The following is a 12,291-nucleotide window of genomic DNA, read 5'->3' as shown; positions in this document are numbered from 1 at the left end:
AAATGAAATATATAAAAATATTGGCAGCTTCATTTATAGTGTTGCTGACCGCCTGCAACAACGAAACAAAAGAAGCAGCAAAGGAAGAACCTAAAAAAGGCGGCATGCCTGGTATGGGAATGGGAATGGGAATGATGATGAACCCATGGGAAACTGTTGAAATATCAAAGTCCAACCCTAAGGTTATGCTGAAATTAGCCGGTGAGCTAAAACCCGACCAACAGACGGCCCTGTTTGCAAAAGTAAACAGTTATGTAAAAAGTATCCGTGTAGATATCGGAGATAAAGTATCGGCAGGTCAGGTTCTGGCGGTATTGGAAGCACCTGAAATCCAGTCGCAGGTAGCAAGTGCCAAAGCGAAATTGGAAGCTCAGGAAGCCATCTATTTCTCGACCAAAGCTACTTACGATAGAACGATGAAGGCCAACGAGACACAGGGAGCTATTGCAAAAGATGCACTTGACCAGATCAAGGCCCGTAAACTTTCCGATGAGGCTCAGTTGAATGCAGCAAGATCTGCCTATAATGAGATCAAGGATATCAACAATTACCTGGTGATCAAAGCTCCGTTCAGCGGAACAATTACAGATAGAAACGTGGATCTGGGTGCCTATGTAGGACCAATGAACAAAGAGCCTTTGTTGGTGGTCGAGAACAACCAGAAATTACGTTTAAATCTTTCCGTTCCGGAAGCCAATACCCCTTATCTAAAATTGGGTGACACCATCCGTTTCCACGTGAGATCACAGCCCCAGCAAAAGCATATCGCACTGGTTAGCAGAAAATCGGGAAGCCTTGATTTAAAACTCCGTTCTGAAAAGATAGAAGCGGATTTCATCAACAAGAATAATATCCTGAAACCGTATATGGTTGCTGAAACGACTATCCCTTTACAAAATACGGAGCCTACATTTTTTGTTCCTAAAACGGCAGTTGTTGAAAGCGGAATGGGTGTATACGTGATACGTGTTGAGAACGGGAAGACCAAAAATGTCCCGGTGAGCAAAGGACGTATAATGCCGGAGCAGGTAGAGGTTTTTGGAGAACTTAATCAGGGAGACAAAATATTAAAAATGGGATCAGAAGAAGTTCAGGAAGGTACTGAAGTTCCGAACAAACCAAATAATCCTAATAAAAAATAATCAAAATGAAAGTACAGTTCAAATTTTTGAGTATCGTGGCACTTGCCACGTTACTTTTCATCGGATGTAGCCAGAACAAAAGTAATGAAGCAACTTCCACTAATGAAGTTTCAACAGCTACGCAAACAAGCAACGTAAAAACTAACGAACCTAAAAAAGGCGACCATGTTCCAAGCAATCTTGTCTGTATGGTAAATGATGCCTACATGGGAAAACAGCAATTGGAAGTTCCCTTTGATGGAAAGACCTATTATGGATGTTGTGAAATGTGCAAGAAACGTATTCCACAGGATGAAAGTGTGCGCTATGCCATAGACCCACAGAGCATGAAAAAAGTGGATAAGGCAACAGCATATATCGTCCTGATTGCAGATGGTGGTGAGGTCGCCTACTTTGAAAATGAGCAAAATTATACGGCATTTAAAAATGGGGCGAAATAACACGAGGTTATTGGTCATATCGTCTGTCCAACATTTGGGCAGACGATTTCTATTATAATCATCAAATCATACAATCCTTATGAAAAAGATTCTGAATATAGTTCAAGATGTGGAAGATGAGATAAATTCCATTATACTGGAAGCGAAGTACCCCGTGCATCAGGTAGAAGATACAATCAATATTATTTTACGTCATTTGACCACCTTACGGAAATATGTTCAGGAAAATGGCTTTAAATCTGAGGAAGATGAAATCCACTTTTTCAAAAACGTAAAACCAAAGGTAGTTTCAAGGCTTATATTTTTTAATTCTGTTTTTAAGATCGAGACAAAAAGGCCAAATGGAGGTAGAAAGATAATCAGAAAATATCTGAATGCGGAACTTCATAAACTGCAACGCTTTTTCGAGAACAATCTCGAATTTTATAAGTATTACCGAACCAACAATACTTTTTTAGACCGTAAGTTGTTCTTAAGAGGTAATGCCGATGTAAAACTAAACCTTGATACATTCTTCTTTGAGGCAGATCCTACCTTCTCAACTTCACATGATTATAAGGTTGCCAAAATCATCGCCAATGATATGATCCAGGTTTATCTGGAACATCAACATGATCTGAATGAAAAGGGAACCAATATATTACCAAGCCCGGCATCAGTTAATTGGACAGGTAGTAAAACTTCACTCATTGAATTGATATACGCTTTACATCACAGCGGGACTTTTGACAATGGTAATGTCGAAATAAAGGTGATTGCAAAGGCTATGGAAAATGCTTTCAATATTGACTTGGGAGATTTTTACCACTCTTACTTGGAGATCAGGAATAGAAAAGTCAACCGAACCAAGTTTTTGGACACCCTGAAAGATACCATGCTATCAGCGATGGATGAACAGGATGAGAAGTAAATTTTGAAGAAGTAATGATCTAAATTTATAAAACAATATCATGGCAATAGATACAAAAGTTAAAGTAGGTGTTGTACAGGCAACTCCGGTGCTGTTTGATATAGAAAAAACAGTCGAAAAAGTAATCCAATGGATACAGAAAGCAAAAGCCGAAAATTGTAAGTTACTGCTTTTTCCCGAAGCATTCATACCTGCTTACCCACGTGGGCTCTCTTATGATGCCGTAGTCGGTAAAAGAACAGAAAGAGGACGGGAACTGTGGCTGGACTATTGGAACAACAGCATTGAGGAAAATTCCGGGTATGTTAAGCTAATCCAGGAAGCTGTCAAAGAGGCCGGTATATTTGTTGCCCTTGGTGGGCACGGAACGCAGGTTGTACGAATAAATAACACATACTATGTAGCAGCTGGATGTGCACATCGTGGCGGGTCACCTGAATTAAATGATATTGAGGTAATATCCTTAGACGATAAAAATTGATGGTGCTTTTCAAATTTATCCACGTAAAAAATGGGCAGATAAACTAAAATTATCTGCCCATTTTTTTATCTTTGTCTTTAGATTTACAAGGAAAGTTAGTGAGAATGAATGCATTAAGCACCATTACCAAATCGTTACCGATTGCAATTCAATCCATCGTAAACTACTCACGATAAACCTACTTGTCTTTTTTAAAGTTTTTCTCAAAAAAAATTTTTAGGCCTATTTTGGGTTACTTTTAATAGACAAACGTATTAAAGACACAGACAGTGAAAGGAGATACGAACGAACAAGCATTACTGAAAGGTCTGGCTCACAACGACTCTAAAGCAATTGAGATCATATATAAAGATAATTTTAATATGATTCAGGCTTTTATTCTGAATAACAATGGGAGCTACGACGAGGCTAGGGATATTTTTCAGGAAGCAATGATTGCTTTATACGAAAAGTCCCAAACAGATTCTTTTGTATTGACTTGTCAGATTAAAACCTATCTCTATTCCATTTGCCGGAGATTATGGTTAAAAAGATTACAGCAAATGGGAAGATATACTGGCTCAATTGACGGATTTGAAGAAACGGTAGCTGTTGAAGAGGACTGGGAAAACCATGAGAAGAGAAATGCAGAGTTTGCTATAATGGATAGGGCTTTGAATAGTTTGGGGGAACCCTGTAAGAGTTTATTGCAAGGTTACTACCTGAAAAAAATGGACATGAATGCACTGGCAGCTGAATTTGGCTACACCAATGCAGACAATGCCAAAAACCAGAAGTACAAATGCCTGATGCGATTGAAGAAACTTTTCTTTTCACAATATAATATTGGTGAATAGGCCTTAATAGAAGATTTACCAGATAAAAGAATAGAACCTTGATGGATGATATTTTATTACTAGACGCAATTGAACGATATCTCAGCGGTGAAATGAGTGCTGAAGAGCGCAGCTATTTTGAGAACCTGAGAAAAACAACACCTGAAATTGATCAGATGGTGGTTGAGCACAATATGTTCCTTCATCAAATTGCGGACTATGCCGCCAATATTCAGATCAAACAAACTTTGCATGAAGTTCACCAATACCTGTTAGAAAGAGGTGATCTAAATGAAGGTGGAGCCATAAGCACAAAGGGAAAAGTAATTCAATTCTGGAATAAATATAAAAGAGTTACCGCTATTGCTGCCTCTGTAGGCGGTGTTATTGCGCTGTTTATTAGTGGGCTGGCCATGTATTTTTCTACTTCGGTAAATGATCCAAAATTAGAACAGTTAGGTAAAGACCTGGAAGTGGTAAAAAAGAATCAGCAGGCACAGGTAAATATAATTAACGAAGTGACTTCCAAAATTCCAACCAACGCAAGATTATTAAGCGGAGGTTCAGGATTTCTGGTTGATCCCAAAGGCTATATCGTTACCAATGCGCATATCCTTAAAGGAACAGGAGCCATTGTAGTAAACAGCAAAGGCGCTGAATTTAAATCTTCAATTGTATTAATTGACCACGATAAAGACCTGGCCATTTTAAAAATCAATGATGAAGAATATGAATCTGTAAAGTCCATTCCTTACAGCATTCAGAAAACCAACTCTTCTTTAGGAGAGGAAATATTTACTCTGGGTTACCCAAGAAATGAAATCGTTTACGGAATGGGGTATCTGAGTGCTAAAACAGGCTTTAACGGTGATTCATTGTCTTACCAGATTCAGATAAGTGCAAACCCTGGCAACTCCGGAGCACCTGTATTTAATAAAAACGGAGAAGTAATTGGCGTACTAAGTACCAGACAGGCACAGGCAGACGGAGTGGCATTCGCTGTAAAATCAAAAAATATTCATTCCATCATTGAAGACCTGAAGAAATCGGATACAGCATTCAGGAAAGTAAAACTTCCATCCAAGTCGGCGCTTAAGGGCGTTGAGAGAAAAACACAGATTACCAAAGTAGAAGATTGTGTGTTCTTTGTAAAAGCCTACACCAAATAAACCCACCATTTAGGGTATTCAATTCAGCCAGAAAGTACACAAAGAGTCTTCATATCTTAAACTCATAAACACAAAAAACCCGATCAAATTTTGATCGGGTTTTTAAATATTGCGTGTTGTTATTTCCAGAGTGAAGCAGGATATACTTTAGCATCCACTAGCGCATTAATTGCCGCCTGAACACCGGGAGCATCTTCCTTATAGGTAACACCGAACCATTGCGCTGATGTAGGAAGTACTTTTAAAACGCCTTTTCCGGATTGTATGAACTCATTGGCTGCATAAGGAATAAAGAATTCTGACTTTAGTTCCTGACCCTTCGCCTGAAGAAATGCAGTAAACATATCTTCGCACATATCAATAAAATCTGGTGAAAAACAGAAGTAATTCATGCTTACTAGACTATTTCCTGGCAATGGGTGCTTACCGGCTTCATCTTCGTAAACTATTTCTCCATTCTCCCGGTAAATTTTAGTTCGCTCGTTAATTTCTGTCAGGTTATCATTGGCATCCGCAGTGCAAACCCCACGACTGACGCTTCCGTTTTCACTAAGCGTTTTCTGTAACTCATAACCCACCAAAGCAAAAGTGGATGCGTTGCATTGGTTATTTAAGAAGTGAACTGCCTTATCAAAAGCATCCCTTCCATAATAATCATCTGCATTAATTACAGCAAAAGGCTCGTTTACCTTACCCTTACAGCATAATACTGCATGAGCTGTACCCCAAGGCTTAGCCCTGTCTGCAGGGATGGTATAGCCCTTGGTATAATCTTCTAGATGCTGGTATACATAGTCGGTTGCAATTTTCCCAGCAAGCTTGGGTTCAAAGATGGCTTTGAATTGTTCGGCAAATTCTTCACGAATGATAAATACAACTTTACCAAAACCCGCTTTGATGGCATCATAAATGGAATAATCCATTATGGTCTCTCCATCCGGGCCAAAAGACTGAATTTGTTTCATACTTCCGTAGCGACTGGCCATACCAGCAGCGAGAATAACTAGGGTAGGTTTCATAGTTTTATTTTACCTATCAAAGTTAAAACAATTAACATTGCAACAATTCATTATAATATGTTTCCTGACATAAATCATATACGGTTAGACAGATTGGGTAATTTAAACGGCAGTAAGATTGCAATGTCTGTATTGAGAACCGACCTGATTCACCCTATTATAAGTGGAAATAAGTGGTTCAAGCTTCGGTTTTACTTGGAAGAAGCGGTAAAACAAGGCTACAAAACAATTGGAAGTTTTGGTGGGGCTTACTCCAACCATATTGTGGCATTGGCTGCCGCAGCCAACCTGAATGGGCTGGCATCTGTTGGTATTATCCGGGGCGAAGCAGACGACTCCCCTACTTTACAGGAAGCCAGAGAATGGGGAATGAAAATCATACCAGTATCCAGACAATCCTTTAAAGTAAGAGAAGAAATCATAGAATCATATCCCAACCACCATGAAATTTATTGGGTGGATGAAGGGGGCTATGGAATGCAAGGGGCAAAGGGAGCAGCCACCATCTTATCTGCAAAGGATTGTAATGAGTTCACCCATATTCTCTGTGCCTGCGGAACAGGTACAATGGCAGCCGGGTTGATAATGGGAGCTGCTGAATATCAGAAAATTATTGGGATCAGTGTGTTAAAAAATAATACAGCACTGGAAGACAGTATTGCCGGATTGTTACCGGAAACCCTTCATAATAAGATTACTTGTCTGCACGATTATCATTTTGGTGGTTATGCCAAGCATCCCAAAGAGTTAATTGCCTACATGAATGATTTTTACCAAAGAACCCAGATTCCTACAGATATTGTTTACACTTCTAAACTTTTCTATACCGCAGAAGAGCTAATACCAAAAGGGTATTTTGAAGAGAATGCAAACCTATTGTTAATACATAGCGGCGGATTACAGGGCAATAGAAGCTTATCTAAAAACACCCTTTGCTTCTAAAGACTTCAAATTATATTTGCATTCGTATGAAAGTCTTGTATTTAATTCTCTTCCTTTTTTTGTGCACTCAAACAGCAACAGCTCAAAAAAGAGGCAAATTAAAGCGTAATACCAAGTCAGATACACAAAAGGTTTTATTAAACAATAAACTCTTTAAGGAGCTAAAACAGCAAGACTACAAGAAATTCAGAGACTCTATCTTTAATTTTACAAAAGACAGTTTAAGTCGCATCAATAAAAATACAGTTGCTTATTTTCCTGCCAAATCTGATAGCCTTGCCGTAAGCTGGACTCCTTCCCCATATGTATATACCAACAACTTTGGCAATTTAGTAATCAGCCTGAATAATACCCAACATAAAAGATACAGTTTGTTTATCTACAGCGGGATGAAACTTTTAATCAACCTTACCAATATTAAGGAAGACAAAATCATTCTGGAAAAAAGCAATTTTTACCACAGCGGATGGTATCAGTTTGAACTGTATTGCGATGGTATCATACTGGAAAAAAATAAATTCCTGTTACAATAACTATACCCAGCTTTATGAATTGATTTGTAGGTTTTACTGAGACTAAACCAACTTACAATTGAAGAGCTTTTCGAAATGCTTTTTCACCCTGTATTTAACTTCTGACAAGTCTACTACCTTTCCTAATTCTTGTGCCAATGAAGTAACTTGTTTATGCTGAATACCACAGGGGACAATATGACTAAAATAACTTAAATCGGTATTTACATTAAAGGCAAAACCGTGCATGGTAATCCATCGGCTACATTTGATTCCCATGGCACATATTTTCCTTTCTTTTCCTTTTATATGAGCATCCAGCCATACACCGGTCTCTCCAACACTTCTCTCTCCTTTTAATCCATAATCGGCCAATGTATTGATAAATACTTCTTCCAATGTTCTTAAATACCAGCCGAGGTCTGTTTTAAACCTTTCCAGATCCAGGATCGGATATCCCACCAATTGACCGGGACCATGAAAAGTAATATCCCCCCCACGGTTAATATGAAAATATTCTATGCCCTTTTTCATTCTTTCTGCCTCAGAAATTAATACATGCTCTTCCTTCCCATTCTTACCCAATGTATAAACGGGTGGATGCTCTACGAACAACAGGTGATGAGTTGTTGGAATTTGATCTGGCCTTGTTTGGGCTGCTTCCCCGAATTTAAAATTCATCTTAATATCAGCATTGGCCTTCAACAGCTTCTCCTGATTATCCCAGACTTCTTTGTATGGCTTTACACCCAAATCTTCAAAAAGGACTTCTTGTAGCATACCGCAAAAATAAAGCTAATTTTGCCCTATGCACGTAGATACAGAATTAATTTCAGAAGAACAGTCTGATGCATTATATGAACGTAAGGCCTTTATTGTAGATAAAGGTCAGGAACCTTATAGAATTGACAAATGGGTCCAGATGCACATGGAAGGATCTACCCGTAATAAGGTGCAACAAGGCATTGAATCAGGATTTTTAACCGTTAATGGCAAAACAGTTAAAAGCAATTATAAAATAAAACCAGGTGATGAGATAGTGCTGATGAGTCTGGTAAATCCGGAACATACCGTCTTAAAAGAAGAGCCCATACCCCTGAATATTGTTTATGAAGACGATGCATTGATGGTGATTAATAAGCCAGCCAATATGGTTGTTCACCCGGGAGTGGGGAATTTTAGCGGGACTTTATTAAACGGTGTTGCCTATTATCTGCGTCAGCAAAATCCAAATATCAGCGAAGAAAGTTTACCCAGGTTTGGGTTGGTACACCGAATAGACAAGAATACAACTGGTTTGATTGTACTAGCCAAAACAGGAGAAGTTGCCGCGAAATTAGCAAAGCAATTTTTTAATCATACTGTTAAAAGGAAGTATACTGCACTGGTTTGGGGAAATATGGAAGCCGAAGAAGGAACTATCAACGCCCATATTGCACGGCACAAACAACACCGTAAAATGTTTGATGCTTACCCAGACGGTGAAACCGGTAAACATGCCATTACCCACTATAAAGTAATGGAAAGATTTAATTATGTTACACTGGTTGAATGTCATCTGGAAACAGGCAGAACCCACCAGATCAGGGTCCACATGAAACATATTGGTCATACCCTATTTAATGATTTTGAGTATGGGGGGGATAAAATTTTAAAAGGCACTATTTATGCCCGGTATAAACAATTTGTAGACAACTGTTTTGACATTTGTAATAGGTGCGCATTACATGCAACTACGCTGGGATTTGTGCACCCGATTACCGGCAAGGAAATTTTCTTTGAATCTGAACTTCCACAAGACATGAAGCAGGTAATAGAAAAATGGAGGTCGTACAGTAAGGTTTAACATTTTATTAGCAGCCGCTTCATTGAACAGCTCCTTAATGAATTGATAAATAAAACCGGAAGCTGAAAAAAATCCGTAGTATTACGCAAATTTGTACGGAGAGAAAATTTACACTACATGATTCGCGGAAATGTGCTTGCCACCGTTATAGGGATGTGCTTTACGTATGCTACTTATGCTCAAACGGAAACACCTAAGGGTTGGCATCTAATGGATTGGGAAACCAGTAAGTTGCATGGGATTAGTTTGAAAAAAGCTTACGATTTATTGCAGCAAAAAAACAAGAAAGCACAACAGGTAATTGTTGCAGTGCTAGACTCTGGCGTTGACACCACACACGAAGACTTGAAAGATATTTTATGGAAAAACCCAAAAGAAATTCCGGGCAACGGTATAGACGATGATAAAAACGGATACATCGATGATATTTATGGCTGGAATTTTTTAGGAGGTCCAAATGGCAAGAGCCTGAAAAAAGCAGGAGACGAAAGGGCACGTGTTTACCACAGATGGAAAGAACAGTTTTTAGGAAAATACATTGACACTGCTCAATTGGATCTTCAGCAAAAATTAAATTACAGAATGTGGCTGAAAGCAGCCAATGAACTCAATTTCAGTCAGGAGGAAATGACCGAGCTTATGTTCATTGAAGTTACTGCGAAAGCATTGAAAAGACACGATAAGGTTTTAAGGCAGGAAATGGGGGTTGAAGAATATAGTTGTGAAAAATTGGAAAAATTTGATCCCATTACTAAAACAGCAAGGGATGCCAAACTTGGCTTTTTAACAGTGATGAAAATGTTGCAAATGGATCCTGAAGAAAAAAACACGCTTGCGCTGAAGGAACTAGATGAATACATTGAAGGGAAAAAATTGGCATTTGAATCAAAGGAAGTGGCCCCTTATAATTTCAGAGCTGAAATTGTAGGTGATAATTATTTTGATTTCAACGATCGATATTATGGCAATAACGACGTAATGGGACCAGGCCCTACACATGGTACACACGTTTCAGGAATCATTGCTGCAAAAAGAAATAATATTGGAATTGATGGAGTTGCAGACCAGGTTAAGCTCATGACATTAAGAATAGTTCCGGATGGTGACGAATATGACAAAGATGTAGCATTGGCTATTCGTTATGCGGTAGACAATGGCGCAAAAATTATCAATATGAGTTTTGGTAAATCTTTCTCTCCAGAAAAATCCTGGGTAGACAGCGCCATTAAGTACGCAGAACAAAAAGATGTATTACTGATTCACGCTTCTGGTAACGATGCAGAAAATATTGATTCGGTTGAAAATTTTCCCAACCCATGGCTAAGTCCTTGGAAAGTATTTGCTAAAAATTATGTTACAGTAGGTGCAAGCAGCGATTTAACCTTGGGACCTAGCATAGCTGCTGATTTCAGCAGTTATGGAAAAACACAGGTAGATTTATTTGCTCCTGGAGTTAAAATTTACTCAACCATGCCAGGTGGAAATAACTATGGAAATCTGAAAGGTACCAGTATGGCAACTCCTATTGTTACAGGAATCGCAGCTATTTTAAAATCCTATATCCCTCATCTGTCGGCTATAGAAATAAAAAATATTCTAGAGCAATCTGTATTTAAACCAGAAGCCGATATCGCTTGCATTAAACCTGGATCTGACCAGGAAAAAGTCTCTTTTGCAAACCTCTCTAAGACTGGAGGTATTGTAAACGCCTACAATGCTGTTAGAACAGCACTAGAATATAAACCTGTTATACCAGCAAAAAATAATAACAACACAAAAAAGTAAAATGGCCAAACCTCAATCGGGAGATTACCCCTCCTACTTCAACGGTTATATCCAAAAAGTTGAACAGGACAATGTTCAGGAATTGGTGAATACCTTATCGCACCCATTAACCTATTTCTTTTTAAATTTAGCAGACGAAAAAGCCGATTACCGGTATGCTGAAAACAAATGGACATTGAAAGATATGTTACAACATATCATTGATACAGAAAGAATCATGCAATACAGGCTGTTGCGAATTTCCAGAAATGACCAGACCCCTTTGCCAGGTTTTGACGAAAACCAATATGCAGCTTCAGCTGAAGCCAATAGCAGAACATTTATTGAACTGAAAGAAGAATTTAAGGCGTTGAGAAAATCAACCGATTTGTTGCTGAAATCATTAAAAGAGTCGCAATTACAGCAGTCAGGGATTGCGAGCAATCTTCCGGTAACCGCAACTGCAATTGCCTTTATCATATTCGGTCACTTGCTTCATCACAAACAAATAATTGAGGAAAGATACCAATAGCTTAATTGCTTAAAACCAACCGACTTATAAAAATAAAACCCGGATCAAAATGATCCGGGTTTTTCACATAGTCTTTTTCACTTATCTAGTTGGGGTATATACCTTCATTATTTAGTAGCGAACAAGTGTACTGCTACCTGTACTTCTTTAGCGATATTACCAATTCCGTAGTTGATACCGAATAAAGTTCTGTCCATTGAGAAGAAAGCTTCGGCAAACAAACCCTTATCATCAGCACTTCTGATAACCGCATTAAAACTTACTGGTAAGCTTGCGCCTTTTAAATTCAATGTACCGTTGATGGTTGCATTGTTCTCATCAGCGTAGGTTACAGTATTGATCTTGTAAGTAGCTTCTCCGAATTTAGCAACTTCAAAGAAATCAGCAGCCTTTAAGTGACCCTCCAGTTTTGCTCCTGCAGCATCCGTAACTTTTAAGTTTGCCAAATCAATTACAAACTCACCTCCGGTAACTTTACCATTGTTAACCTGAACCGCTCCGCTCTTTACAGTGAAGTATCCTGTATGAAAATCATTTTTCTTAGAGCCTACCCAGTCTACTCTGCTTTTACCTGCTTCTACTTTGTAAGTAACTACATCCATTGTTTTATTCACTGTAGTAAATGAATAAACACCCGCTAAAAAAGCTGTACCTAACAGCGCTAATGCAATTTTTTTCATGTTGATTTTGTTTAATGTTTCAAAAATAGTGAAATTTAA

At 38.5% G+C, this 12,291-nt stretch carries 14 protein-coding genes; 11 read left to right on the top strand and 3 right to left on the bottom strand.

The window, feature by feature from the left end; translation table 11 throughout:
* The first annotated feature begins 2 nt into the window (after positions 1–2).
* The 6 genes from P767_RS0101935 to P767_RS0101910 all read left to right on the top strand — a co-directional run bounded on the left by P767_RS0101935 (position 3) and on the right by P767_RS0101910 (position 4,957).
* Positions 3–1,142, top strand: coding sequence for an efflux RND transporter periplasmic adaptor subunit (locus P767_RS0101935; RefSeq protein ID WP_026763197.1), 1,140 nt, complete (start codon positions 3–5; stop codon positions 1,140–1,142).
* 5 nt (positions 1,143–1,147) lie between these two features.
* Positions 1,148–1,582, top strand: coding sequence for a hypothetical protein (locus P767_RS0101930; protein WP_026763196.1), 435 nt, complete (start codon positions 1,148–1,150; stop codon positions 1,580–1,582).
* Between the two features lie 79 nt (positions 1,583–1,661).
* Positions 1,662–2,492: an RteC domain-containing protein gene (locus P767_RS0101925; protein ID WP_026763195.1), complete on the top strand. Its 831-nt coding sequence runs from the start codon at positions 1,662–1,664 to the stop codon at positions 2,490–2,492.
* A 40-nt stretch (positions 2,493–2,532) separates the two neighbouring features.
* Positions 2,533–2,973 (top strand): nitrilase-related carbon-nitrogen hydrolase, encoded by a 441-nt coding sequence (locus P767_RS15325; RefSeq protein WP_026763194.1) that lies wholly within the window; start codon positions 2,533–2,535, stop codon positions 2,971–2,973.
* Positions 2,974–3,242: 269 nt separating this feature from the next.
* The gene (locus P767_RS0101915) at positions 3,243–3,809 is read left to right on the top strand and encodes an RNA polymerase sigma factor (protein ID WP_026763193.1); all 567 of its coding nucleotides are present in this window, start codon (positions 3,243–3,245) and stop codon (positions 3,807–3,809) included.
* A gap of 41 nt (positions 3,810–3,850) precedes the next feature.
* Entirely contained in the window at positions 3,851–4,957 is a 1,107-nt protein-coding gene (locus tag P767_RS0101910; protein WP_037351536.1) for a S1C family serine protease, read from the top strand.
* Between the two features lie 119 nt (positions 4,958–5,076).
* On the opposite strand, the gene P767_RS0101905 is transcribed toward P767_RS0101910, so the two are convergent.
* Positions 5,077–5,976: a nucleotidyltransferase family protein gene (locus P767_RS0101905; RefSeq protein ID WP_026763191.1), complete on the bottom strand. Its 900-nt coding sequence runs from the start codon at positions 5,974–5,976 to the stop codon at positions 5,077–5,079.
* Between the two features lie 57 nt (positions 5,977–6,033).
* On the opposite strand from P767_RS0101905, the gene P767_RS15320 reads away from it, so the two are divergent.
* Together P767_RS15320 and P767_RS0101895 are read left to right on the top strand one after the other, a co-directional pair.
* Positions 6,034–6,918: a 1-aminocyclopropane-1-carboxylate deaminase/D-cysteine desulfhydrase gene (locus P767_RS15320; protein WP_051416986.1), complete on the top strand. Its 885-nt coding sequence runs from the start codon at positions 6,034–6,036 to the stop codon at positions 6,916–6,918.
* 26 nt (positions 6,919–6,944) lie between these two features.
* Positions 6,945–7,451 (top strand): hypothetical protein, encoded by a 507-nt coding sequence (locus tag P767_RS0101895; protein ID WP_026763190.1) that lies wholly within the window; start codon positions 6,945–6,947, stop codon positions 7,449–7,451.
* Positions 7,452–7,493: 42 nt separating this feature from the next.
* Here the strand turns inward: P767_RS0101895 and lipB are convergent, their stop codons facing one another.
* Positions 7,494–8,210 (bottom strand): lipoyl(octanoyl) transferase LipB, encoded by a 717-nt coding sequence (gene lipB / locus P767_RS0101890; RefSeq protein WP_026763189.1) that lies wholly within the window; start codon positions 8,208–8,210, stop codon positions 7,494–7,496.
* Between the two features lie 28 nt (positions 8,211–8,238).
* Here lipB and P767_RS0101885 point away from each other — a divergent pair, with 28 nt between their 5' ends.
* The 3 genes from P767_RS0101885 (at position 8,239) to P767_RS0101875 (ending at position 11,572) form a co-directional block, all read left to right on the top strand.
* On the top strand, positions 8,239–9,276 hold the full coding sequence (locus P767_RS0101885; protein ID WP_026763188.1) for an RluA family pseudouridine synthase: 1,038 nt from the start codon (positions 8,239–8,241) through the stop codon (positions 9,274–9,276).
* A 117-nt stretch (positions 9,277–9,393) separates the two neighbouring features.
* Positions 9,394–11,061, top strand: coding sequence for a S8 family peptidase (locus P767_RS15315; RefSeq protein ID WP_051416984.1), 1,668 nt, complete (start codon positions 9,394–9,396; stop codon positions 11,059–11,061).
* Position 11,062: 1 nt separating this feature from the next.
* Complete coding sequence (locus tag P767_RS0101875) at positions 11,063–11,572, top strand: DinB family protein (protein ID WP_026763187.1); 510 nt, start codon at positions 11,063–11,065, stop codon at positions 11,570–11,572.
* A gap of 107 nt (positions 11,573–11,679) precedes the next feature.
* Here P767_RS0101875 and P767_RS15310 read toward each other — a convergent pair whose 3' ends face one another.
* Positions 11,680–12,252, bottom strand: coding sequence for a YceI family protein (locus tag P767_RS15310; protein WP_051416982.1), 573 nt, complete (start codon positions 12,250–12,252; stop codon positions 11,680–11,682).
* Between the last annotated feature and the right edge of the window lie 39 nt (positions 12,253–12,291).

Origin of the sequence: Sediminibacterium salmoneum NBRC 103935 (assembly GCF_000511175.1) — a bacterium.
Classification (GTDB): Bacteria; Bacteroidota; Bacteroidia; order Chitinophagales; family Chitinophagaceae; genus Sediminibacterium; species Sediminibacterium salmoneum.
This window is presented reverse-complemented; position numbering and strand designations above follow the sequence as displayed.

Coding starts and splice junctions, on each gene's coding strand:
- P767_RS0101895 (WP_026763190.1), top strand. CDS start 6,945: ATGAAAGTCTTGTATTTAATTCTCTTCCTTTTTTTGTGCACTCAAACA.
- P767_RS0101930 (WP_026763196.1), top strand. CDS start 1,148: ATGAAAGTACAGTTCAAATTTTTGAGTATCGTGGCACTTGCCACGTTA.
- P767_RS15310 (WP_051416982.1), bottom strand. CDS start 12,252: ATGAAAAAAATTGCATTAGCGCTGTTAGGTACAGCTTTTTTAGCGGGT.
- P767_RS0101935 (WP_026763197.1), top strand. CDS start 3: ATGAAATATATAAAAATATTGGCAGCTTCATTTATAGTGTTGCTGACC.
- P767_RS0101885 (WP_026763188.1), top strand. CDS start 8,239: ATGCACGTAGATACAGAATTAATTTCAGAAGAACAGTCTGATGCATTA.
- P767_RS15320 (WP_051416986.1), top strand. CDS start 6,034: ATGTTTCCTGACATAAATCATATACGGTTAGACAGATTGGGTAATTTA.
- P767_RS0101905 (WP_026763191.1), bottom strand. CDS start 5,976: ATGAAACCTACCCTAGTTATTCTCGCTGCTGGTATGGCCAGTCGCTAC.
- P767_RS15315 (WP_051416984.1), top strand. CDS start 9,394: ATGATTCGCGGAAATGTGCTTGCCACCGTTATAGGGATGTGCTTTACG.
- P767_RS0101875 (WP_026763187.1), top strand. CDS start 11,063: ATGGCCAAACCTCAATCGGGAGATTACCCCTCCTACTTCAACGGTTAT.
- lipB (WP_026763189.1), bottom strand. CDS start 8,210: ATGCTACAAGAAGTCCTTTTTGAAGATTTGGGTGTAAAGCCATACAAA.
- P767_RS15325 (WP_026763194.1), top strand. CDS start 2,533: ATGGCAATAGATACAAAAGTTAAAGTAGGTGTTGTACAGGCAACTCCG.
- P767_RS0101925 (WP_026763195.1), top strand. CDS start 1,662: ATGAAAAAGATTCTGAATATAGTTCAAGATGTGGAAGATGAGATAAAT.
- P767_RS0101910 (WP_037351536.1), top strand. CDS start 3,851: ATGGATGATATTTTATTACTAGACGCAATTGAACGATATCTCAGCGGT.